This is a genomic window from Brevibacterium marinum (assembly GCF_011927955.1).
Classification (GTDB): domain Bacteria; phylum Actinomycetota; class Actinomycetes; order Actinomycetales; family Brevibacteriaceae; genus Brevibacterium; species Brevibacterium marinum.
Map to the genome: position 1 here is coordinate 1813014 of NZ_JAATJN010000001.1, position 22471 is coordinate 1835484.

Genomic DNA, 22471 nt, shown 5'->3' on the forward strand with positions numbered 1-22471 from the left:
CCGGACCGTGAACCGAAGGAGGCAACCCTACCGCTATGACTTCACTGCTCTCTGATACCGCAGCGCCACCGACCGCAGCGCCACCACCGACCGCAGCGCCACCACCGACCGACCCAGCACCACCGACCGACCCAGCGCCACCGACCGGCACAGCGCCACCGAGCGATATCGCGCCCCGCACCCGGGATGCGCTGCTGGGAGCCGACAGTGCCGGCGCCTACGCCGAACTCATGCACGAGGTCGTCGACGCACTCACCGAACGCTTCACCGATGTCGACGCCCCCACCTCGGCGAATGACCGTTCGAACCTCGAGGCCGAGGTCGCGGGCTTCGACCTCGACGGTCATGGCATCGGAAACGCGGCGGCCCTGCGCGAGGCCGATGACCTCTACGCCGGCAACGCCGTGTGGTTCCACCACCCGAGCTACGTGGCCCACCTCAACTGCCCCGTCGCGGTCCCCGCAGTCGCCGCCGAGGCGATGCTCGCGGCCATCAACACCTCCGTCGACACCTACGACCAGTCCGAGGTCGCCACGCTCATGGAACGCCGCCTGGTGCAGTGGGCTTGCACGCACGTCGGATTCGACGCCGGCGACGGAATCTTCACCTCGGGCGGAACCCAGTCGAATCTGCAGGCACTGTTCCTGGCTCGAGAGAACGTGCTGCGAGGCCTCACCGAAACCTCCCACCGCGATGCCATGGCCCGGCTGCGCATCCTCACCACCTCCCAGACGCACTTCTCCATCGCCCGCGCCGCCCACATCCTCGGACTCGACGCCGAGGCGGTCGTGACCGTGGACACCGACGCCGCCGGACGGATGGATGCCGGGGCGCTGGCCGAACACATGCGCGACATCGACGAGACCGGCGGCACCGTCATGGCCGTCGTCGCCACCGCCGGCACCACCGACCTCGGCGTCATCGACCCGCTGGATGACATCGCCACGGCCTGCGAGTCCGCGAACGTGTGGCTGCACGTCGATGCCGCATACGGCGGGGGACTGCTGTGGGCACCACGACGCAAACACCTGCTCGAGGGAATCGGGCGGGCCACCTCGGCGACCATCGACTTCCACAAGACCTTCTTCCAGCCGGTGTCCTCGAGCGCCCTGCTCGTCCGAGACGCCGCGCTCTTCGCTCCGACCCTGCACCATCACGACTATCTCAACCCCGAGGCCGAGGCCCAGAGCGCCGAGGCCGAGCCGAACCAGGTCGACAAATCGCTGCAGACGACCCGCCGCTTCGATGCGCTGAAACTGTGGACGACGCTGCGCGCCCGCGGCTCGGTCGAGATCGGAGAGATGGTCGACAGCGTGTGCGACCTGGCCGCCGAGGTCCGCGAACTCCTCGAGACCCAGCCCGACTTCGAGGTGCTCGGAGCCTCGGACCTGAGCACGGTCCTGTTCCGATTCGTGCCCGCGACCGCACGCGGACGCGTCGCAGACAATGCCATCGCCGATGACCTGGTGCCGATGATCCGCCGCGTCCTGTTCCGCTCCGGGCGCGCGGCAGTCGCCCGCACCGTCATCGACGGCACGCCCTGGCTCAAGCTCACCCTGCTCAACCCCGACACCACGGTCGACGACATCACCGCCGTGCTCGACCTGGTCCGCGCCACCGGCCACGGCATCCTCGCCGGCCGGTACCTGGAGACCACGACCCACGTCACCGGAGAGTCGACCGCGACCATCGAAGGAGGCGCCGCATGAGCGCACCCGGCACACACATCCACGACCTCGTCGGCATCGGCATCGGTCCCTTCGGACTCGGTCTGGCGGCACTGTCCGAGCCCCTGCTCGACGTCGACGCCGTCTTCCTCGACCAGCGCGAGGACTTCCGCTGGCACCCGGGAATGATGATCGAAGGCTCCACGGTTCAGGTGCCTTTCCTCGCCGACCTCGTGACCATGGCCGACCCCACCTCCCCCTTCTCCTTCCTCCAGTTCCTCAAGGACAGCGGTCGACTCTATCCCTTCTACATCCGCGAGTCCTTCTACCCGCTGCGCGCCGAATACGACGAGTACTGCCGGTGGGTCGCGGCCCAGTTGGAGACCCTGCGCTGGAACCGCACCGTCACCTCGGTGACCAGGGATGACGACATCTACACCGTGACCGCCGAGGTGGCCGACGGCTCCGGGCGGTCGCTGGGCACAGAGACCTACCGCGCCAGGCACCTCGTCCTCGGCGTCGGCACCGACCCGGTCCTGCCCGCTGCCCTGCAGAACCTCGGGTCCGAGGGCGGGCCGAGCGTCGGTGGCGAGGCTGGGGCGAACGTCGCGACCGAGGCCGGGCCGGTCATCCACACCTCGAAGTACCTCGACCACCGAGAGGAGCTGCTCGCCAGTGGATCCATCACGATCGTCGGCAGCGGCCAGTCCGCGGCCGAGATCTACCGGGATCTCATCGACGAAGCGGAAGCGCGAGACGTGCGTCTGGACTGGGTGACGCGCTCGCCCCGCTTCTTCCCGATGGAGTACACGAAACTGACCCTGGAGATGACCTCGCCGGAATACACCGATCACTTCCGGGCTCTGCCCGATGACCTGCGTGAACAGCTCGGCCGGGAGCAGCGGGCTCTGTACAAGGGCATCAGCGCCGACCTCGTCGACGACATCCACGACACCCTCTACCGGCTCAGTCGCTGCGGCAGGAAGCTGCGGACCAACCTGCTCGCCGAATCCGAACTCATCGCCGCCGATCGGGACAACGACACCGGCGAGTATATTCTGCACTTTCGCAACACCGCACTGGACAAGGGCTTCGCCAGGCGCAGCGGATCGATCGTCTCCGCGACCGGCTACAGGTCGCAGGTCCCCGGATTCCTTGCCCCCGTGGCCGATGAGGTCCGGTTGGATGCCAAGGGCCGCCTCGACGTGGGCCGCCACTACACGGTCAACGAGGCGGGAACCATCCACGTCCTCAACGGGGAAGAGCACACCCACGGCGTCACAGCACCCGACCTGGGCTTCGGTCCCTGGAGGGCCTCCGTCGTGCTCTCGCACGTGACCGGTCGCGAACCGTATCCGATCGAGACGAGCATCGCGTTCCAGACTTTCGGCGTCCCCGATGACGGCGCGGTCGACACCGATACTCAGGCACATACCGATGCTCAGGCACACACCGATGCTCAGGCGATCGGGAGTGACCAGGCAGAACCACAGCTTTCACCGGTTCGCGAACCGAAGGACGACGACCTCGAGTCGCGCTTCGACTTCGCCGCCGCAGACGACAGGGAGATGACACACGTATGACCACCGAACTCGTCAACGACGAACTTCGCACCACACCGACGCCCGTCGCCCGGTTCGCGCACCCGGGAACCACCTCGGCGAGCGGATCGAGCGCGGCCCCCACGGCCTCCGTCGACATCCGCCCTATGGACCCCGTCCGGGACGCCGAGAACATCCACGTGTGGCTGAGCCACCCGCGCGCCCACTACTGGCAGATGACCGAACTCGATCAGTCGGGCGTCCGCGACTACCTCGGCGGCATCCACGACTCCGCCGACGACGACGGCTGGGTCGGTTCGGTCGACGGCATCGACTGCTTCTACGTCGAAACCTATGTGCCGTCGACCCTCATCCCACACGACGTCGTGGCGACCGGGTCGGGCGACATCGGAATGCACCTGCTCGTGGCCCCGCCCGATGGCGACGGCGTGCGCGGACTCACGAACAGGATCATGGCCGAGGTCATCGACTTCTGCCTGCGACCGAGCGAGCACGGCGGCCGAGGCGGACACCGAGTCATCGTCGAACCCGACGTTAGGAACACCGCCATCCTCGAGAAGAACCGTGCTGCAGGTTTCGTCTCGGTGAAAGAGGCGACCATCATGATGGGCGAGGAGCGCAAGCGGGCGCTGGTGAGCATCTGCGCCCGCGCGGACTTCGCATCCAGCGAACTGGTCGCACTCCTCGCTCACGACCCGATCGATGGCGCAGTCCCCGCCACTGGCCCGACCACCGGCCCCGCGACGGTCCCCGCGAGGCCCGCCACTCCCGCCACATATGCCCACCTCAACCGCGACACCTTCGCGGTCACTCAGCGCCACCTGGTGGCCAAGGCTCTGTCCGAGTTCGCCCACGAACGCCTCATCGCCCCGGTCCACGCCAGCGAGTCGGATGCCGGCCCCGATGAGTGGGAGCTGCGGATCGCCGCCGCAGACACACCGGAGGCCGGTTCACAGAAGCCCGAGGCCGTGACCTACACGTTCACCGCGCGGGTCCTGCCGCTCGAACACTGGGTCATCGACGAAGACAGCATCATCCGTCGCCGAGGCGGCACGCAGCTCGGACTCGACGCCCAGGAACTCGTCGTCGAACTCCAGGCCGGACTCGACATTCCCGAAGACCTCATGTCGACCTATCTCGAGGAGATCGCCTCGACCCTGGCCAGCAGCGCCTACAAACTCGACGAGGCCTGGGCGGGCCGGCGCCCGAGCTCCACCGACCTGCTGACCGCCGACTTCCAGGCCGCCGAGGCCGCCATGACCGAGGGGCACCCCGGGTTCATCGCGAACAACGGGCGCATCGGGTTCGCCCTGTCCGATTACCGCCGCTGGGCCCCGGAGAACGGCCAGACCACCCGGATCGAATGGGTGGCAGCGAGCCGCGAACACAGTCATCTTTCGGTCGGAGTCGGTTTCGACGAGGCCGCCCACCTCGACTGGGCGCTCAGCCCCGCCGAGCGCGAGCTCTTCGATACCCGGATCCGGGCAGCCGGCCGGAACCCGGAGGACTTCCACCTCCTTCCGCTCCACCCCTGGCAGGCCGACCACCGACTCGCGATCACCTTCGCCGCCGACATCGCTCGCGGTGATCTGCTGCCGCTGGGCGCGGGCCTCGACGCGCATCAGCCGCAGCAGTCCCTGCGCACGTTCTTCAACCACTCCCGCCCCGACGCTCCGTATGTGAAGGTCGCTCTGGCCGTGCAGAACATGGGTTTCCTGCGCGGGCTGTCCCCGAAGTACATGCGCGACACACCGACCATCAACGATTGGATCGCCGAGCTCATCGACGGCGACGAGGCATTCGACCAAGCCGGGTTCCGGGTCCTGCGAGAACGCACGGCGCTGGGCTACACGGGCGATGTCTACCATCGCACGCAGGAGACGAACCCGCACCGGAAGATGCTCGCCGCCCTGTGGCGGGAGAACCCGCTGACCGTGGTCGAACCGGGTCAAAAGGTGATTACGATGGCGGCACTGCTGCATCGCGACCACGAGGGGGTCGCCTTCGTCAGCGAACTCATCCGAGCCTCGGGCCAATCACCCGAGGACTGGGTGCGGTCCTACCTCCACGCCTATCTGCACCCGCTCGTCCACGCCCTGTTGGCCCACGACCTCGTGTTCATGCCGCACGGGGAGAACCTCATCCTCATCCTTGAGAACCACGTCGTGACCGGTGCCTTCATGAAGGACATCGGCGAAGAGGTCGCGGTGCTCGGCCACCGCGAACTGCCGGGCGACGTCGAGCGGATCCGGGCGCTCGTTCCGGGGGAGGAGAAGGCCCTGTCCGTGTTCACGGACATGTTCGACGGAGTGCTGCGCCACCTGTCCGGGATCCTCGACGCCGATGGTGTGCTGGGCGCGGATCGGTTCTGGGCTCTGGTCGCCGAGGTGCTCGACCGTTACGAGTCCGAGAACCCGGAACTCGCCCGTGGGCTGGCCGGAGATGTGGATCTGAGGGCCGGACGGTTCGCCCACTCCTGCCTCAATCGTCTGCAGTTGCGCAATACGAAGCAGATGGTCGACATCGGCAACCAGGCCGAATCCCTGCTCTACGCTGGAACGATGCGCAACCCCGTGGCACGGACGAATCCGCTGGCGGACTGATCCGGCGGAATACCACGTTCGCCGAGGTGGTCGCCGGGCACCCGACGATCACCTCGGCGGGCGGCCTCCCGGTCCGAAAAGGGTCTGATCGTCGGACAGTCGACGACCACGTGAGCGCCAGCGGCTATCATCATTCCTATCGGTCGCCTCCGCGCAGACCGCAAGCGGTCAGTAGGATTCCCGACTCAAAGGTGTGGTCATGGCGAAGCAGAACGATCGGCCCACGCTGGCCACGGTCGCTTCGCGCGCAGGCGTGAGCATCAAGACCGCCTCCCGGGTGCTCAACGGCGAAAAGCATGTGGCCACGTCCACGGCCGAAAAGGTCGAAGAAGCCGCTTCCGACCTCGGGTTCCGCCTCAACTCCACGGCCAGACGCCTGCGCGCCGGTGGCCGATCTCCCTACATCGGCGTGGTCATGAGCGACGGCGAGGACCCGTTCCAGACCCGCCTGTTCACCCAGTTGGAGGCCGAGCTAGGGCGGGTCGGCCTGCGCCCGGTCGTGACCGTCACGGGCGATGACCCCGATCGCGAACGCGGCTTCTGCGACGAGTGCCTGGCCAATGACATGACCGGGATCTGCGTCATCCGATCTCATCCGGATGCCGCACGGTGCTATGCCGAAGCGGCATCGGGTGACACGCAGATCATCTCCTTCGATCCCTCCACAGCGGGGCCAGGGGTGGAACTCATCACCGGCGACGAGGAGGCCGCCGGCCGGCTCGCCGCCCTCCAGCTGCTCGATCACGGACACATCAGCCTCGGCGTCATCGGCGACCATTCGACCAGTCCCATCACCACCGCCAGGCTGTCCGGAATCCAATCGGCCTTCGCCGGACGCTCGGACGTCGGGTGGCGAGCCTATATGCGCGAGGACGCCCACGACCCGGCCAGTGCGAAGAACGTCGTCGCCGCGTGGCTCGGTTCCCGCAGCGGCCCGAGCGCCCTCATCACCCTGTCCGCGCCACTGACACAGGGTGCCATCGACGCCTGCCGTCGCCTCGGCGAATGGCCGGCGCTGGTGGGCATCGACGATTTCCCCACCGCAGATCTCCTCGATGTGACCGTCATCGACCGGGACGTCGCTTTCATGGCCGCCGAGGCTGTCCGACGGCTGCAGCGCCGATCCGGTTCCGCAGCCGGACACAATCGGGCCAGCCGATCTTCGGACCTCCCGGTCCATGTGATCGCCCGCGGCAGCGGCGAAGAGTCCCCGGAGACGTGACTCCCGACAGAATTTTTCGCCGAAACAGTTGACACCGGGCCGCGATCGGCGAATTATATTGAACAGCCTGACAACGTTGTCAGAAAGATTGAAAGGCTCATCATGAGGCAGAACTCGCAGCACCGTAACAAGAAGTCCCGGAAGAAGTTGGCCCTCTTCGGTGCCACGGTTGCCATCGGCGCTCTCGCGCTCAGCGGCTGTGGGAATCAGAAGGGTCAAGGCAATGAGCAGGCCGGCAGCGGCTCGGGCTCAGACGGTGAGGTCACCATCGCCCTGCTGCTCCCGGAGTCCAAGACCACCCGCTACGAATCGCTCGACAAGCCGAACTTCGAGAAGTACGTCGCCGAGGCCAACCCCGATGCGAAGGTCGAATACCGCAACGCGAACCAGGACGCGACCCAACAGCAGCAGCAGTTCGAGGCCGCAGTGACCGAAGGCGTCGACGCCGTCGTGCTCGACCCGGTCGACGCCTCGGCGGTGGCATCGGCACTGTCGAAGGCTCAAGCCAAGAAGATCCCGGTCGTCGCCTACGACCGTTTCTTCGAAGGTGCCGACTACTACACCTCGTTCGACAACAAGAAGATCGGCAATCTCCAGGGGCAAGCCGTTCTCGACGGTCTCAAGGCCGAGGGCACGGACCCGAAGTCGGGCCCGGTCTGGATGGTCAACGGCGATCCGAAGGATCCCAACGCCGCCGACTTCAAGGCCGGTGCCGAGGAGACGCTCAAGGGCGCCGGCGTCGACATCGCCGAAAGTCATGACACGCTCGACTGGAACCCCGATGATGCCCGCAAGTGGGTCGAGGGTCAGCTGCAGAGCGCGGACGAGGAGCCGATCGCGATCTACGCGGCCAACGACGGGACCGCCGGTGGTGTCCTCGCCGCTACGAAGAAGGCCAAGGTCGAGCCCGTCGTCACAGGACAGGATGCCGAGGTCGACGGTCTGCAGAACATCCTCAGGGGCGACCAGTACGCCACGATCTACAAGTCGATTCCACCCCAGGCGGAATTCGCTGCAAATGCGGCCGTCGCCCTGGCCGGCGGCGAGAATCCAGAGGGCTCAACGACCTACAAGGATACTCCGACGGACTTCGTCGAGGCCAAGGTCGTCACCAAGGACAAGGTCAAGGACATCATCGGCGGTCAGATCAAGGCCGAAGACATCTGCACCGGTGGTGTGAAGAAGCTCTGCGAAGACGCCGGCGTCAAGTAGAGATCGCGCAACGTCAAGTGGAGATCGGCGAATAGGAACACATGAATTCTCAATCCAATGATCCGGCATCCGCGCAGCCGCGGATGCCGGACCGCGGAGGCGAGCCAGTGCTCGAGCTCCGCGGGGTCAACAAACGATTCGGAGCGGTCCAAGCGCTGACCGATATCAACCTGACCATCGGCCGCGGTGAAGTCGTCGGCCTCGTCGGTGACAACGGTGCCGGCAAGTCCACGCTGGTCAAGGTCCTCGCTGGGGTCCATTCGGCGGATGAGGGCGAGATCAAGTTGGGAGGACGGATCCAGAGGTTCGCCTCGCCGAAAGACGCGCAGAAGGCCGGGGTCGCCACGGTCTTCCAGGACCTCTCGCTGTGCGAGAACCTCGACGTCGTGGCCAACCTCTTCCTCGGACACGAGAAGACCCGGCGCGGCGTCCTCGACGAGGTCGCCATGGAAGCGAAGTCGTGGGAGCTGCTGCACAGCCTGTCGGCGAAGATCCCGAGTGTGAGGGTGCCGATCTCGGCCCTGTCCGGCGGACAACGTCAGACGGTCGCGATCGCCAGGTCCCTCCTCGGCGAGCCTTCGATCGTGATGCTCGATGAGCCGACGGCGGCCCTCGGTGTCGCGCAGACGGCCGAGGTGCTCAACCTCATCGACCGCCTGCGCGAACGCGATCTCGGTGTGCTGCTGGTCAGCCACAACATGGCCGATGTGCAGGCCGTCTGCGACCGAGTCCACGTTCTGCGGCTGGGGAAGAACGCCGGGGACTTTCCCGGGGACGAGCGCACAGACGTGCTGGTCGCGGCGATCACCGGTGCCAGCGACAACGTCGTCACGCAGAGAGCAACCCGAAGGGGTGAGCGCCGATGACCCGCAACTCGTTCATCAGCGACGAACGCATCACCAGCGATGGCCTCGTTGCCACGTTCGTGCGCAGGATCAAGGAGGGGCAGCTCGGCTCGTTCCCGGTGATCCTGGCGCTCATCGTCATCGTCATCGTCTTCCAGACCGCGGACGGCAACTTCATCTCCCCGGCCAACCTCGTCAACCTGTCCTCGACGGTGGCATACCTCGCGATCCTCGCATTGGGCATCAACCTCATCCTGCTGCTCGGCGAGATCGACCTGTCCCTGGCCCAATTGGGCGGGCTGGCGGCCTCGCTGCTGGGTGTGCTGGTGATCAGGCAAGGGGCACCGCCCCTGGTTGCCCTGGTCATCATGCTGCTGCTGGGCCTCGTCGTCGGAGCGATTCAGGGATGGTTCTTCGCCGTGGTCGGAATTCCGGCCTTCGTCGTGACCCTGGCGGGTCTGCTCGCGTACACCGGTCTGACCCTGACGACGCTGGGGACGCAGAAGAACCTGTCGATGGCGAATTCCTTCGCCTTCGACTTCGCGAGCTTCTACTTCCCTGCGATCTGGGCATATGTGTTCGGAGCGGTCGCGGTCATCGGCTTCGGCGCCGGGGTCGTCTATTCGAAGCTGCGTCGGCACAATGAGGGGCTCGACAGTCCGAGCTGGACCTCTGTGATCGTGCGCATCGTCATCCTGGCGGCGGTCGTGTTCGGGTTCCTCATCCTGGTCAACCAGGACTTCGGCCTGGCCATGCCGTTCCTGCTCATGATGGTCATCGCCATTGGCATCGACCTCGTGCTGCGCAAGACCCGCTACGGCCGGTCGATCTATGCGGTCGGCGGCAAGGTCGAGGCTGCCAGGCGAGCCGGCATCCGAGTGACCTGGGTGCGGATCAGCGTGTTCATGACCGCCGGTGTCCTGGCGGCACTGTTCGGGTTCATCAAAACCGGTGTCACGACCAACGCCGGATCGACACTGGTGAGTACGCAGGACCTGCTCAATGCCATCGCCGCCGCGGTCATCGGTGGCACCTCGCTGTTCGGCGGGCGCGGTTCGGCCTGGGCGGCGGTGCTCGGTGCGCTGGTCGTCGGTGCGATCAACAACGGTCTCTACCTCATCGGCTTCAGCTCCGATGCGCAGCAGATCATCACCGCGCTCGTCCTGCTCACGGCCGTCGTCGTCGATGCGCTCAGCCGCCGCGGACAGCGCTACGTCGGACGCGGCTGACGGGAGGCAGCCGTTCTGCCCGCCGCGGGGCGACCTCAGCGCCGAAAGCCGACTCCCTGGAGTGTGCTTTCGGTGCTGAGGTCGCCTTTCGACCCCTCCGACCCATGAGCGGCTGCGGTTCGGGACTCGCCTCGCTTCGGCGGTGCTGATACAGTCGTGGGCAATGACATGGGGTGCCTGACGTTGATCGCGTGAGGCTGAGAGAACACCCATCGAACCTGATCTGGGCCATACTAGCGAAGGGATCGTCATGGTTGACTTCGACCTGCGTTCTGCCAACGCACGACTGCGTGCGAGCAATCCACTCATCCAGTGCATCACGAACACCGTCGTGCAGCAGTTCAGCGCCAACGTGCTTCTGGCCATCGGCGCTTCTCCGGCGATGCTCGACCACGAGGCCGATGCTGCACAGTTCACGCGCATCGCCGGCGGACTGTCGGTCAACTTCGGCACCGCCACGAATCAGCAGTTCCTCGCCGCCGATGCCGCCATCGACGCAGCCAACGCGGACGCCAAGCCCTGGGTCCTTGACCCGGTGAGCATCGGAGCCGTCGACTACAGGACCACACGAATCCGACGCGCCGCAGCCTCGTCACCCACCGCGATTCGCGGAAACGCCTCCGAGATCGCAGCCCTGGCCGGAGTCGGTCTGGGCGGACGAGGTGTCGAGTCCACGGACGAGGTCGATGCTGTCATTCCTGCAGCCGCCGAACTGGCGCGATCGACCGGTGCGATCGTCGCAGTCTCGGGACCGCGGGACGCGATCGTCGCTCACATCGACGGAGCCGATCGTGTCGCTCGCATCGACGGGGGACACACGTTCATGCCGCTGGTCATCGGCACCGGCTGCTCACTCGGTGCGGTGACCGCGGCCTACCTCGTCGGAGCAAGCACCGCGTCGGCGAAGTTCGAAGCCGTCGTCGCCGCCCACAGTCATTTCAAGGTTGCCGGCGAGGCCGCTGCCGCGAGTGCGAAGGGCCCCGGCAGCTACTCGGTGAGTTTCCTCGACGAACTGCATGCGCTCACCGACGAACAATTGGCCACTGCTCGGGTCGAAACCGGCGATGTCGAAGGGCCGATCGACGGGGCACGGTCGTGAACCCACGCCTGGCAGGCATCGACCCACGCCTCTACCTCATCACCGACTCGGCCCAGTGCGGTGAAGCCGGACGCAGCGTCGCCGAGACCGTGCGCGAGGCCGTCGCCGGGGGAGTCGGGATCGTGCAGGTCCGCGACAAGGACATCGACGACGACGCGTTCTACGCCCTGACCCGCGAGGTCATCACCGCCGTCGACAGTGCGGTCGTCGACAGCGCAACGGCCGGCACACAACGGCGCGTGCTCATCGTCCTCAACGACCGCGTCGCCGTCGCCCAGCGACTCCTTGCCGAGGGTGCAGACGTCCACATCCACGTGGGGCAGTCGGACACCCCGGTCGAACAGGTGCGCGAGCGCATCGGACCCGAACCCCTCATCGGCCTCTCAGCCGCCGACGACGCGGAATTCGCCGCCGCCCGGGACTCGTCGGCCGTCGACCTCGTCGGAATCGGCCCCGTCTACGACACCACGACGAAGACCGACGCACCCGATGGGATCGGGCCCGACCGCCTCGGCGATCTGGTGGCCGAAGCTCGACTTCCCGCGGTCGCCATCGGCGGAATCACCACTGCTCGTGCCGCCGAGCTGCGCGGTCGCGGACTGATCGGGATCTGCGTAGTCTCTGCCATCTGCCGAGCCGAGGACCCGCGGAGTGCGGCCCAGGATCTGCTCGCCGAGTTCGGCGACGGACGAGCGGAGGGAGCCCAGTGAGCACCAGGCCACCCATCGTACTGTCCATCGCCGGCACCGACCCCAGCGGGGGAGCCGGCATCCACGCGGATCTGAAGACTTTCACCGCCCGCGGAGTGCTGGGCACCACGGCCATCACGGCCCTGGTCGCGCAGAACACCCACGGAGTCTCGCGGGTCTATCCCATCGATGACGACTTCGTCTCGGATCAGCTCGACAGCGTCTTGAATGACATGCCCGTCGACGCGACGAAGTCGGGGATGCTCGGCTCGCGTTCCCTCGTCGAACTCGTCGTCGAACGGGCAGCCCAAGGCCAATTGGGTTTCTACGCCGTGGACCCGGTCATGGTCGCCACCTCCGGACACCGACTCCTCGAGGTCGATGCCGTGGCCGCCGTCCGCGATCACCTGCTGCCGGTCTCCGACCTCATCACCCCGAACCTGCCCGAGGCGGCACTGCTGATCGGTGATGATGTGCCCGTGGCGCAGAACCCGCAGGAGATGGTGGACCAAGCCAGACAGCTGGTCGATCGCGGCCCCCGCGCGGTCCTGCTCAAGGGCGGGCACGCGATCGAAGGCGACGTCGCCGATGTCCTCGTCACCGCGGACGGCACGGTCACCGAGTTCACCCACGGGAGGGTGGCGACGCCGAACACCCACGGCACCGGGTGCACCTTGTCGGCCGCGATCACCGCCGAGGTGGCCGTGCTCAAGCGTGGACGTGCAGTTGCCGAGGTGAGCTCGGATCTGCTGCACGAAGCCGTGGACAATGCGCTGGACTACCTGGCCCGCGCCTTGAAGTCCGCCGCCGATTGGCAGGTCAGCCTCGACCCGAAAGACGCCCACGGCCCCGTCGACCACCAGGTCGACATCGTCCGCCGCTAGTCCCGAATCGCTGCCAGCCTCACTTCGCCGTGAGCTCGACTTCGCCGCCGCCCGACGGCGGCACCATGCCACAGGACCACGAATCTGAGTCCGCGAACACAGGAGAGACCAATGACGACAGACTTTTCCGCAGGCCCCCAGACGACTCAGCTCTGGAACCGTGTGCGCCCCATCCTCGAACAGATCGAGGCTCTGCCGTTCCTCGGCCAACTGGCCGACGGCAGCCTGGACGTGAAGTCCTTCACGAACTACATCATCCAGGACGGCATCTACCTCACCGGCTATGCGAAGGCGATGTCCTTCCTCGCCGCCGGGGCGAACGACCGCGACGAATCACGATTCTGGGCCGGCTCCGCGGCCGAAGCCATCACCGTCGAAGAGGAGATGCACGGAGAGCTGCTCGCCGATTCTCGTCTGGCCGCAGTACATGAGGAGCTCATCAGCAGCGGGTCCGGATTCCAGGCCTCGCCCACCACCTTGGGTTACGTCTCGTTCCTCGTCGCCACTGCCGCAAGCCGGTCATATGGTGAAGGTGTTGCGGGGGTGCTCCCATGCTTCTGGGTGTACGCGCATATGGGCAAGGTCCTCGTCGAGCGCGCCGGGCAGATGAGTGCCGACCACCCGTACCGGACCTGGGTCCAGACCTATGACTCTCCCGAGTTCGACGAATCGACGCGGAAGGCTGTGCAGCTGCTTGAACAGGAGCTCGAGAATGCTCCCACCGAGGTGGCCGCGAGGATGCGGGACACCTTCGAGCAGGCATGTGTGTATGAACTCCACTTCTGGGCCTCGGCGCATGCGCTGCAGGATTGGGACGCCGCGGTGCTCGTGTCGCAGAGCTGAAATTTCCCCCGCAGCCGCGGCGCCGGGTTGAATATTCGGACTACTGGGACCCACAAACGGAGGTCTCATTCGATAGCAGGCATCGGCCGTCACGTGGGGCCTGGCACCTTCGTCTGGGCTTGTCAGTCAATCTCTCATATCCCGACTCGGTCGTCGTCCTGCATAACGTTCCCGGGCTCTTTCTGCCGAATATCGCCGTTGCATGAGTTCCACGACGAAGCTGATGAGACTCGAGTCGATGGATGTTCGTCCACTTTCAGAAAATTCGACACCATAATTGCCTTCCAAGACCTGTTCTTCGGGAGCGGCAATGTCAAAAGCTGATAGCAAAGAAAGGGTTCCACCTATTATTTCTGAATGGAATAATCCGCCTGGTAAGGCGCGTTGGGCTGCGCCCAGAAAGTAAGAACAGGAGACACACGCTAATCGCGTGGCTTGAGCTGATGGTAGAGATTCCACATCGCCAGGGCCACGATGACGAGGAACGCGGGGGTGAGGAGAAGCATCAGACCGTCCGGCTGTGAGGTGCCGAGTGACTCGGACAGTGAACCGACTAGGATCATTGCGAAGAGCAGCGCCAGGGCACCGGCCGTGATCCTCATGAACTCCATCAGGCAGTCGAAGAGGTAGCCACGCTGCCCGTGCTGCAACCAGTATTCCTTGTGTGGAATGTTGAGGAAACGCATCGGCAGCTTCTCCCAGATCCATCGAATGGAGAAGAGAACTGCGATTCCAACACCGAGTGGGACCAGTATCGCCAAGGTCTCGCCCTTCGACGACCAGTCATCGGGCTGTCCATCTGCTCCGAAGTGACTCGGGACTTGGTTCGGCGCTCGGAACCAGAACCAGAGTGCAATGCCGATAAGCACCAGGATCGACAGCACGGCGAAGAGCAGTGCTGCGAATCCCGGCCGTCGTTTGGGCTGTGGGGCAGTAGAGGAAGTCACCCTGCCAGGCTACCGACTACGGTCGGCATACTGCTCAGGCACGGCGGCCCTCGGGTGGATCGTCAGCGATGCCGTTCATCGGACCGAGCGCGCCCAGCGCATGCCAACCACGACGCAGCGTGGTCCAGAGGAGGACATGGTCGACCTCCATAAGAGGCACACGGTCATGTCGCGGACAGGCAAAACGTCCGACGAAGAACACGATGGTTGTGAAACACACACCGATGATGAATAGTATCAGCAGATCCATGACGGCCTCCTCACACCCGACTCGAATGCTTGATTCCATCTTCTCGCTAAATCGTTGATAAAGATAGGGGGCGTGGGCCAGACCCAAGTGAATGGTCGGCGGTCAATCGCGAGGGTGCGATGGAACGCCCCTCCGACCGACGGCGTCTCTGTCATCGCCTCGGGCTTTGGCCAGAAGAACGTCACGTTCGCGATCATTGGCGGCCAGGGAGGCCGCACGTTCGAACTCGGCGTGGGCCTCTCGCCTTCGTCCGAGGCGGGCGAGAAGTTCGCCCCGGACACTCGGAATGAGATGGAGTGTGGCCGAGGTCCCGCCCGCAGCGAGATCATCGACGATGTCGAGTCCGGCAGCGGGCCCGTTCGCCTCGGCGATCGCAATCGCGCGGTTGAGCTCGGTGACCGGCGAGGGCGTCACCCGGTTGAGGTCGCCGTACAGGGCCGCAATTCGTTGCCAGTCGGTCGAGGCCACAGACTCGGATTCGGCATGACAGGAGGCGATCATCGCCTGCAGCGTGTAGGACCCGCGGCTGTCGCGAAGCTCCGTCGCCCTCTGCAGGCTGCGCCGGCCGAGTCGCAGCAGCGAGCGATCCCATGCCGACCGATCCTGATCGGCCAACAGGATCGGCGTCCCGTCGGGCTCGAGTCGCGAGGGGAAACGCGCGGCGGTGAAGGCCATCAGTGACACGAGCCCATGGACCTCGGGCTCACGAGACAGCAGCCCGGCGGTGATGCGGGCCAGACGCAGTGCCTCCATCGCCAGGCCGGGGCGCATCCAATCGGGCCCTGAGGCAGCGACATGGCCCTCGGAGAACATGAGATAGAGGACCCCGAGGACGCCGCCCAGACGCTCGGACCGTTCATTCTCCGGGGGAAGCTCGAACGGCACATCGGCTCGAGCGAGTGCCTTCTTCGCGCGAACGATTCGCTGCTGGACAGTCGTGACGGGGATGAGGAACGCGCGGGCGATCTGCTCGGTGGAGAGACCGCCGACGACCCGCAGGGTGAGTGCAAGCTGTGCCGGTCGACTGAGCACCGGATGGCACGAGATGAAGATGAGGCGGAGGACGTCGTCGTCGATCGAGTCCGGGTCCCAGAGCAGTGCCCCAGCGGATCCGTCCTGTCCGTCATCGAGGTTCTCAGCCAGCATCGCGATCCGTTCGTCGAAGCGGTCGCGGCGACGCCATGTGTCGATGGCCCGGCGTTTGGCGACCGTCGTCAGCCAGGCCGCCGGGTTGGCGGGGACACCCGAGTGCGGCCACTGGGCCAGCGCCTCGGCGACGGCTTCCTGGGCCAGGTCCTCGGCGAAGCCGAAATCGCCGACGTGGCGGCTCAGGCCGGCGGTGATCTTCGCCGCCTCGATCCGCCACGTCGCCGCGACTACGCGAGCGATGGACTCGGTATCGTTCGCCGGGGCCCCGTTCACTGTCCGGAGGAGGTCCCTTCGGCGATCCATTCCTGTTCCTTCTGGATCCACTCATTGTCCTGAGGGAAGTCCTCCGGACCGTTGATCCGACGAACCTCCATCTGGGATCCCGCATCCAGGGGAGCGCGTTTGGCCCACTCGACTGCCTCTTCCTGCGAGGAGACCTCGACGATCCAGAACCCGTTGAAAAGCTCTCTCAGCTCGCCATAGGGCCCATCGGTGGCAACCGGGTCGTCGTCGCTGAAATCGACGACACTGCCTTCGGACGGGTCGGACAGCCCCGCCGCGTCGGAGAGGACTCCGGCGTTGACCATCGATTCGTTGTAGGCACCCATCGCCGCGATGATCTCTTCGAAATCGGTGTTCTCGGCAGCATCGACCGCGGCCTGGTCGATATCGCGCATAATGAGCATGAACTTCATGATGACTCCTTCATCATCGAGATGTCGGAAGGTCTCGGACAAGACCCTCTCACCCACTGCGTCGAACCAGCTTAAGTCGGATCGACACCTTAGGGGAAGAAATCTCTGCCGGTTTCACAGATCGGACCGAAGAGGGCACCACAGGAGTCTCAGGTGTAGCTCAGAGCCAAAGCCTCGACGGCAGCGGACACGGTCTGCGCCGCTCGGTGCCCGTCGTCATCGGAGATGCCTGTCGGAAAGGTGAACCGGACACTTGTCTTCGCGACGTCGGCGTCGATGCCCAGAGCTGTGAGAACGTGCGAGGGCTCATCCGATCCGACGGCGCAGGCCGAACCGCTCGATGCCGTGACCCCGAGTCGTTCGAGTTCGAGCAGCACGGCCTCACCACTGGTATCGGAGAAGCAGAACGACGCATGGTTCGGTGTCCTCGCCGCGGCGCTGCCGGTGAGGAAGACACCAGGAACGGTTCCCAGCACCTCGGCGATGAAATCGTCCCGGATGGCCCGGACATGGTCGGCGGCCTCGGCGCGTTCCGCCTCGGCGAGTTCCAGGGCGGTGGCAAAGGCGACAGCCAGGGCCACGTTCTCCGTCCCCGATCGGCGCCCGGACTCCTGACCGCCGCCGTGGATGAGCGGTTCGAGTGGGGTCCGTGCGCGGATCGCGGCGACTCCGATCCCCTTCGGCGCACCGACCTTGTGCCCGGCGAGGCTCATGGCGTCGACGCCGAGCCCATTCAACGGCAGCCATCCAGCGGCCTGCACCGCATCGGTGTGGAAGAGCGCGCCGGCATCGTGGGTGACGCCGGCCAGGGCTGCGATATCGGCGACCGTGCCGATCTCGTTGTTCGCATACCCCAGGCTGACCAGCAGCGTGTCCTCGCGCAGCACCGACCGGAGCGCATCGACGGTGATCGTGCCGTCGGGTTCGACAGGCACCTGCGTGACTAAGAACCCGTGCCGACGAGCCAGGAAATCCGCCGAGGCGAGCACCGCTTCATGTTCGAGGGCAGACGTCACGATATGCTGCCGAGGTGCCGAACCGTCAGATCCGCCACCTGCGCCGCCCCCGGCGCGCATGTCCGCGCGAGCAACGGCGCGCGCGTCTGCCCGGGCTTCGGCTCCGAGCGCCATCCCGATGATCGCGAGATTGTCGGATTCGGTGCCGCCGCTGGTGAAGATGATGTCGGTGCTGCGCATGCCCAGAACCTTCGCGACGCGGCGGCGTGCGTCCTTGAGCGCCTCGGCCGAGGTGCGGCCGACCTCGTGATGGCTCGATGGGTTGCCGAACGCACCGGTCAGGTACGGCCAGGCGGCTTCGAGGGCTTCCCTGCGCACGGGTGCCGCCGAGGCGGTGTCGAGATAGAGCGGAGGCCGCGAATCCGGCTGTCGGTCGAATGCCATCTCAGTCGTAATCCAGAACGGTGTCGGACTCCAGAGCGGTGTCGGATCCCAGATCGGTGTCGGACTCCGGGCCGATGTCAGGCTTCAGATCGAGGTCGAGTCCCAGGTCGATCGCGCGCACACTGTGGGTCAGCGCCCCGGAGGAGATGACGTCGACGCCGGTGGCCGCGATGTCCGCGACGGTGTCGAGGGTGACGTTGCCGCTGGCCTCGACGACGGCACGCCCGGCGATGAGTTCGACTCCGGAGCGCAGATCGTCCAGGGAGAAGTTGTCGAGCATGATGATGTCGGCACCACCGTCGAGCACGGGCGCGATCTGTTCGAGCCGGTCGACCTCGACCTCGATGGTCGTCGTATGGGACAGTCGGGCGCGCGCCGACCGGATCGCAGCGGTCACGTCGTGGTCCTGCCCGGCGAGGACGCCGAGATGGTTGTCCTTGACCATGACCGCATCCGAGAGCCCGAACCGGTGGTTGTGCCCGCCCCCGCAGCGTACGGCGTGCTTGTCGAAGGCACGCAGGCCCGGCGTGGTCTTGCGGGTGTCGGCGATCCGCACGCGCTCGCCCGCCGAGGTCGATGCTGCGGCGTCGACGAAGGCCCTGGTCCGGGTCGCGATCCCACTCATCCGCTGGCAGAAGTTCAGCGCGATCCGCTCCGCCCGCAGCACCGCCCGGGCCGGGCCCGTGACGGTCGCCAGAATGTCACCGGGGGAGAAGGCGTCGCCATCGGCTGCGGCCAGTTCCACCTGGACGCCGAGGTCGATGAGGGAGAAGGTCCTGGCGAAGACCGCGCCACCGGCAAAGACGCCGGCCTCCCTTGCGCGCAGCACCGCCGTCGCCGGGGCGCCGGCCGGGACGAACGTGTCACCGGTGATGTCGCCCCAGGGGGCGTCCTCGTCGATGGCGAGGTGAAGCGCTGCGTCGATCGTTGCGGCTGTCAGCATGAGGCGGCCTCCTGAAGCGGGGGAGTCGTGTGGGCAGGGAAGTCCGAGCGGGTGTGGGCTCCACGACTTTCCCTCCGCGCGAGTGCATGAGATGCGATGGACTGGGCGATGAGTGCGAGGTTGGCGGACTCGATCTCCTCGACGATGCCTGCCGCGGTCGGCTCCTCGTTCGCGGTGACGGCGTCGTCTGCGGTGACGGCGGCGTCTGCGGTGCGGTGAGTCGGTCCACCCTCGCCGAGGCGCTCGAGCAGTGACCGCAGCCCCTGACCATCGCGTTCGACCCCGAGGTGTGCCCACGCCAGAGTCTGGAGATCTCCGCGAGAGATCGCTCGGTTACCGCCTGCTGCGGCGTCGAGATGGATGCTGCCGAACCGAGGTGCAGCGGCGGATACCGGTGCCCAGGACCGATGATTCGTCGCCGGCGTCGTCTCGAGGTCCGCATCGACGGCCTCGGCCGCTCGCGCACTGAACACGACTCCCTCGAGCAGGGAGTTCGAGGCGAGCCGATTGGCTCCGTGGACTCCGGTGCACGCGACCTCGCCGACGGCGAAGAGACCGGGGAGAGAGGTGCGTCCATCCACGTCGGTGGCGATGCCGCCCATGAAGTAGTGGGCGGCAGGGGTGACCGGGATGAGATCCGAGGTGAGGTCGAATCCCCGCTCGGCGAGGACCCGGGCGATGTTCGGAAAGTGGGCCGAGACCTCGGGGACCGATCGTGCATTCAGATAGCAGGGGAGACCGTCCTGTACGGCCATTCTGCGGTGGATCGCCCGGGCCACGACATCACGGGGCGCCAGCTCGCCTCGGCGATCGACCTCGGGCATGAACCGTTGACCGTGAGCGTCGAGGAGGAACGCCCCGGCACCGCGGACGGCCTCGGAGATGAGGAATCCGGATCCGGCCAGGGCCGTGGGATGGAACTGGTAGAACTCCATGTCGCGGGCGGCGGCACCGGCGCGGATGGCGGCGGCGAGCCCATCGCCGGTGGCTGCTGCGGGATTCGTCGTGTGTGCGTAGAGCTGCCCTGCTCCGCCCGTGGCCAGCACCACGGCATCCGCGAAGAGCTGTTCGCGGATGCCGTCCCGAAGCACCTGCACTCCGGCGGCTTTGCGCCCCGCGCCGGTGCCAGACGGTGTCAAAGAAGTGACCAGGTCGAGGAGCATCGTGTGGTCGAGCAGGCGGACAGTGCCAACAGCGACGGCGGCGCGGAGTGCTGTCGTCAGCGCCTCGATGATCGCTTCGCCGGTGGCATCCCCTCCGGCGTGGAGGATGCGCGGGAACGAGTGGGCTCCTTCCAGGCCGCGTGCCCAGTGACCGTCATCGTCGCGGTCGAAGGCGACCCCGGCGGCGGCGAGTTCGAGGATCCGCTCGGGTCCTTCTGTGCACAGCAGACGCACGGCCTCGGCATCGCTGAGCCCGGCTCCGGCAGAGAGGGTGTCGGCGATATGCGATCCGACGGTGTCATCGGCGCCGAGCACCCCGGCGATCCCGCCCTGGGCCCAGGTGGTGTTCGAGTCGCCGAGGCGGTCCTTCGTCACGACGGTGACCTCGTGTCTGCCCGCCAGACGCAGAGCGGTGCTCAGGCCCGCGATCCCGGTACCGATGATGAGTACGTGAGACATGCGTGTTCAGATCCGCGGTTTCGCCGCGAGCATCCGCTCCAGGGACACGCGTGCGTCCTCGGCCACCTCGGCGTCGACGGAGATCTGGTTGATCACCTGGCCCTCGAGCAGCGATTCGAGGACCCAGGCGACGTAGCCGGGGTGGATGCGATACATCGTCGAGCACGGGCACACGACGGGGTCGAGGCAGAATATGGTGTGCTCGGGATGTTCGGCGGCCAGCCTCTGGACGAGGTTGATCTCGGTCCCGATCGCGAATGTGGTCGGCTCGCTCGCCTCGGCGATCGCTTTCGTGATGTAGGCGGTGGATCCGGATTCGTCGGCCGCGGCCACGGTCTCGGCCGGGCACTCGGGGTGGACGATGACGCGGACCTCGGGATGATCGAGTCGTGCCTTGGCGATCTGTGCGGGGGTGAAGCGTTTGTGCACCGAGCAGAATCCCTGCCAGAGGATGACCTGCGAATCCTCGAGGGTGTCGGGGGAGTTGTTGCCCAACGGCCGTGCTGGGTTCCACAGGGGCATCGCCTCGAGGCCGATGCCCATGGTCAGAGCGGTGTTGCGCCCCAGGTGCTGGTCGGGGAAGAACAGCACCCGCTGCCCGCGTTCGAACGCCCACTCGAGGACCACCTCGGCGTTGGAGGAGGTGCACACGATGCCGCCGTTGCGGCCGCAGAACCCCTTGATCGCGGCCGAGGAATTCATGTAGGTGACCGGGATGACCGGCACTCTTCCATCGGCATCGGGTTCGTCGCCCAGCAGCTCGGTCAGCTGCTCCCAGCAGTCCTCGACCTGGTCGATGTCGGCCATGTCCGCCATCGAGCAACCAGCTGCGAGGTTGGGCAGGATCACCGACTGATCCGGAGTCGAGAGCAGGTCGGCGGTCTCGGCCATGAAATGGACGCCGCAGAAGACGATCGCCTCGGCCTCCGGATGGTTCTGCGCGGCCTTGGCGAGCATGAAGGAGTCGCCGATGTAGTCGGCGTGCTCGACGACCTCGACCCGCTGATAATGATGGCCGAGAACGACGACCCGATCACCGAGTTCGGCCTTGGCGCGGACGATCCTCTCGCCCAGATCCTCCGCCGAGGCATCCCTGTACTCGGCCGGGATCTCTCCCTGGCGCGGGGCGGCGGCAGGGATCGGATCGTCCATCGAAGCGCCGGGCCCATAGCCTGGCTCTGCGTCGACATCCCAGGGGGCATCGATGAGGTCGGTCGAGCACATGTCGTCGTCCGACCGGCTCGCGGAGATGTCCTTGAGAGTGAGCTCGATCGAAGCTGTTGTGGTCATCATCGTCCTTCCCGGAGTAAGACAGCGCGTCCCGAAAAAGTTTTGCGCAGATTTGAGCTTAATCACTGTCGCTCGTAATGTAAAACAGCATCGCGTGCTGGTACTCGGGTGGGGATGTGCTGGAGCGCAGGTGGTGAAGTGTCATGGACAGGGGCGGCGAAGCCGTATCCGAGCGGATGATCTAAGCTGGAAACTGGCTCGCAATCCGAGTCGACCCGAACGCGATACAGTGCGATTCGGCCGGGACAACCGCCCGGTGCCGAATTGCGCTCAAGCAGCGCGAACGATGCGCCGCCACCCAGACGAAGGCCGACCCAAGA

19 protein-coding genes and 1 riboswitch are annotated in these 22471 nt (G+C 66.1%); of the genes, 11 read left to right on the plus strand and 8 right to left on the minus strand.

Features of this window, described 5'->3' with window-relative positions; translation table 11 throughout:
- Positions 1 to 35 precede the first annotated feature (35 nt).
- From BKA07_RS07950 to BKA07_RS08000, 11 genes are all read left to right on the plus strand, one after another.
- Positions 36 to 1709 carry a pyridoxal phosphate-dependent decarboxylase family protein gene (locus BKA07_RS07950; RefSeq protein ID WP_342449013.1) on the plus strand — a complete coding sequence of 558 codons (1674 nt, stop codon included), beginning with the start codon at positions 36 to 38 and terminating at the stop codon, positions 1707 to 1709.
- The gene (locus tag BKA07_RS07955) at positions 1706 to 3250 is read left to right on the plus strand and encodes a lysine N(6)-hydroxylase/L-ornithine N(5)-oxygenase family protein (protein WP_167950433.1); all 1545 of its coding nucleotides are present in this window, start codon (positions 1706 to 1708) and stop codon (positions 3248 to 3250) included. The genes BKA07_RS07950 and BKA07_RS07955 overlap by 4 nt, the downstream gene beginning before the upstream one ends.
- Entirely contained in the window at positions 3247 to 5832 is a 2586-nt protein-coding gene (locus tag BKA07_RS07960) for a GNAT family N-acetyltransferase (RefSeq protein WP_167950434.1), read from the plus strand. The genes BKA07_RS07955 and BKA07_RS07960 overlap by 4 nt, the downstream gene beginning before the upstream one ends.
- Positions 5833 to 6031: 199 nt before the next feature.
- Positions 6032 to 7054, plus strand: coding sequence for a LacI family DNA-binding transcriptional regulator (locus BKA07_RS07965; protein ID WP_167950435.1), 1023 nt, complete (start codon positions 6032 to 6034; stop codon positions 7052 to 7054).
- 102 nt (positions 7055 to 7156) lie between these two features.
- Positions 7157 to 8266, plus strand: a complete 1110-nt coding sequence (locus BKA07_RS07970) for a substrate-binding domain-containing protein (RefSeq protein ID WP_167950436.1) — start codon at positions 7157 to 7159, stop codon at positions 8264 to 8266.
- A 41-nt stretch (positions 8267 to 8307) separates the two neighbouring features.
- A complete protein-coding gene (locus tag BKA07_RS07975) occupies positions 8308 to 9132 on the plus strand; it encodes an ATP-binding cassette domain-containing protein (RefSeq protein WP_245161884.1) in 825 nt (274 codons plus the stop codon).
- Positions 9129 to 10340 carry a sugar ABC transporter permease gene (locus BKA07_RS07980; protein WP_167950437.1) on the plus strand — a complete coding sequence of 404 codons (1212 nt, stop codon included), beginning with the start codon at positions 9129 to 9131 and terminating at the stop codon, positions 10338 to 10340. The genes BKA07_RS07975 and BKA07_RS07980 overlap by 4 nt, the downstream gene beginning before the upstream one ends.
- 159 nt (positions 10341 to 10499) lie before the next feature.
- A riboswitch (TPP riboswitch) is annotated at positions 10500 to 10603 on the plus strand.
- The gene (gene thiM / locus BKA07_RS07985; RefSeq protein ID WP_167950438.1) at positions 10591 to 11439 is read left to right on the plus strand and encodes a hydroxyethylthiazole kinase; all 849 of its coding nucleotides are present in this window, start codon (positions 10591 to 10593) and stop codon (positions 11437 to 11439) included. Its footprint overlaps the riboswitch before it by 13 nt.
- Positions 11436 to 12149, plus strand: coding sequence for a thiamine phosphate synthase (gene thiE / locus BKA07_RS07990; protein ID WP_167950439.1), 714 nt, complete (start codon positions 11436 to 11438; stop codon positions 12147 to 12149). Before thiM ends, thiE begins: the two co-directional genes overlap by 4 nt.
- Positions 12146 to 13012 (plus strand): bifunctional hydroxymethylpyrimidine kinase/phosphomethylpyrimidine kinase, encoded by an 867-nt coding sequence (thiD, locus tag BKA07_RS07995; RefSeq protein WP_167950440.1) that lies wholly within the window; start codon positions 12146 to 12148, stop codon positions 13010 to 13012. The genes thiE and thiD overlap by 4 nt, the downstream gene beginning before the upstream one ends.
- Before the next feature lie 111 nt (positions 13013 to 13123).
- Positions 13124 to 13855, plus strand: a complete 732-nt coding sequence (locus BKA07_RS08000; RefSeq protein WP_167950441.1) for a TenA family protein — start codon at positions 13124 to 13126, stop codon at positions 13853 to 13855.
- 422 nt (positions 13856 to 14277) lie between these two features.
- Here the strand turns inward: BKA07_RS08000 and BKA07_RS08005 are convergent, their stop codons facing one another.
- The 8 genes from BKA07_RS08005 to nadA form a co-directional block, all read right to left on the minus strand.
- Entirely contained in the window at positions 14278 to 14802 is a 525-nt protein-coding gene (locus BKA07_RS08005) for a DUF1648 domain-containing protein (protein WP_342449014.1), read from the minus strand.
- A gap of 34 nt (positions 14803 to 14836) precedes the next feature.
- On the minus strand, positions 14837 to 15052 hold the full coding sequence (locus BKA07_RS08010) for a hypothetical protein (protein ID WP_167950442.1): 216 nt from the start codon (positions 15050 to 15052) through the stop codon (positions 14837 to 14839).
- Positions 15053 to 15154: 102 nt separating this feature from the next.
- Positions 15155 to 16504 (minus strand): RNA polymerase sigma factor, encoded by a 1350-nt coding sequence (locus tag BKA07_RS08015; RefSeq protein ID WP_167950443.1) that lies wholly within the window; start codon positions 16502 to 16504, stop codon positions 15155 to 15157.
- A complete protein-coding gene (locus BKA07_RS08020; RefSeq protein WP_167950444.1) occupies positions 16471 to 16896 on the minus strand; it encodes a YciI family protein in 426 nt (141 codons plus the stop codon). The genes BKA07_RS08015 and BKA07_RS08020 overlap by 34 nt, the downstream gene beginning before the upstream one ends.
- Positions 16897 to 17045: 149 nt before the next feature.
- Positions 17046 to 18296 carry a cysteine desulfurase family protein gene (locus BKA07_RS08025; protein ID WP_167950445.1) on the minus strand — a complete coding sequence of 417 codons (1251 nt, stop codon included), beginning with the start codon at positions 18294 to 18296 and terminating at the stop codon, positions 17046 to 17048.
- Position 18297: 1 nt separating this feature from the next.
- Positions 18298 to 19239 (minus strand): carboxylating nicotinate-nucleotide diphosphorylase, encoded by a 942-nt coding sequence (gene nadC / locus BKA07_RS08030; protein WP_167950446.1) that lies wholly within the window; start codon positions 19237 to 19239, stop codon positions 18298 to 18300.
- Positions 19233 to 20861, minus strand: coding sequence for an L-aspartate oxidase (gene nadB / locus BKA07_RS08035; RefSeq protein WP_167950447.1), 1629 nt, complete (start codon positions 20859 to 20861; stop codon positions 19233 to 19235). The genes nadC and nadB overlap by 7 nt, the downstream gene beginning before the upstream one ends.
- Before the next feature lie 6 nt (positions 20862 to 20867).
- Positions 20868 to 22151: a quinolinate synthase NadA gene (gene nadA, locus BKA07_RS08040; protein WP_167950448.1), complete on the minus strand. Its 1284-nt coding sequence runs from the start codon at positions 22149 to 22151 to the stop codon at positions 20868 to 20870.
- Positions 22152 to 22471: the final 320 nt, after the last annotated feature.

What these genes read in the sequence shown, in the direction of transcription:
- BKA07_RS07950 (WP_342449013.1), top strand. Translation starts at nt 36, where the DNA reads ATGACTTCACTGCTCTCTGATACCGCAGCGCCACCGACCGCAGCGCCA.
- BKA07_RS07955 (WP_167950433.1), top strand. Translation starts at nt 1,706, where the DNA reads ATGAGCGCACCCGGCACACACATCCACGACCTCGTCGGCATCGGCATC.
- BKA07_RS07960 (WP_167950434.1), top strand. Translation starts at nt 3,247, where the DNA reads ATGACCACCGAACTCGTCAACGACGAACTTCGCACCACACCGACGCCC.
- BKA07_RS07965 (WP_167950435.1), top strand. Translation starts at nt 6,032, where the DNA reads ATGGCGAAGCAGAACGATCGGCCCACGCTGGCCACGGTCGCTTCGCGC.
- BKA07_RS07970 (WP_167950436.1), top strand. Translation starts at nt 7,157, where the DNA reads ATGAGGCAGAACTCGCAGCACCGTAACAAGAAGTCCCGGAAGAAGTTG.
- BKA07_RS07975 (WP_245161884.1), top strand. Translation starts at nt 8,308, where the DNA reads ATGAATTCTCAATCCAATGATCCGGCATCCGCGCAGCCGCGGATGCCG.
- BKA07_RS07980 (WP_167950437.1), top strand. Translation starts at nt 9,129, where the DNA reads ATGACCCGCAACTCGTTCATCAGCGACGAACGCATCACCAGCGATGGC.
- thiM (WP_167950438.1), top strand. Translation starts at nt 10,591, where the DNA reads ATGGTTGACTTCGACCTGCGTTCTGCCAACGCACGACTGCGTGCGAGC.
- BKA07_RS08000 (WP_167950441.1), top strand. Translation starts at nt 13,124, where the DNA reads ATGACGACAGACTTTTCCGCAGGCCCCCAGACGACTCAGCTCTGGAAC.
- BKA07_RS08010 (WP_167950442.1), bottom strand. Translation starts at nt 15,052, where the DNA reads ATGGATCTGCTGATACTATTCATCATCGGTGTGTGTTTCACAACCATC.
- BKA07_RS08015 (WP_167950443.1), bottom strand. Translation starts at nt 16,504, where the DNA reads ATGGATCGCCGAAGGGACCTCCTCCGGACAGTGAACGGGGCCCCGGCG.
- BKA07_RS08020 (WP_167950444.1), bottom strand. Translation starts at nt 16,896, where the DNA reads ATGAAGTTCATGCTCATTATGCGCGATATCGACCAGGCCGCGGTCGAT.
- BKA07_RS08025 (WP_167950445.1), bottom strand. Translation starts at nt 18,296, where the DNA reads ATGGCATTCGACCGACAGCCGGATTCGCGGCCTCCGCTCTATCTCGAC.
- nadC (WP_167950446.1), bottom strand. Translation starts at nt 19,239, where the DNA reads ATGCTGACAGCCGCAACGATCGACGCAGCGCTTCACCTCGCCATCGAC.
- nadB (WP_167950447.1), bottom strand. Translation starts at nt 20,861, where the DNA reads ATGTCTCACGTACTCATCATCGGTACCGGGATCGCGGGCCTGAGCACC.
- nadA (WP_167950448.1), bottom strand. Translation starts at nt 22,151, where the DNA reads ATGACCACAACAGCTTCGATCGAGCTCACTCTCAAGGACATCTCCGCG.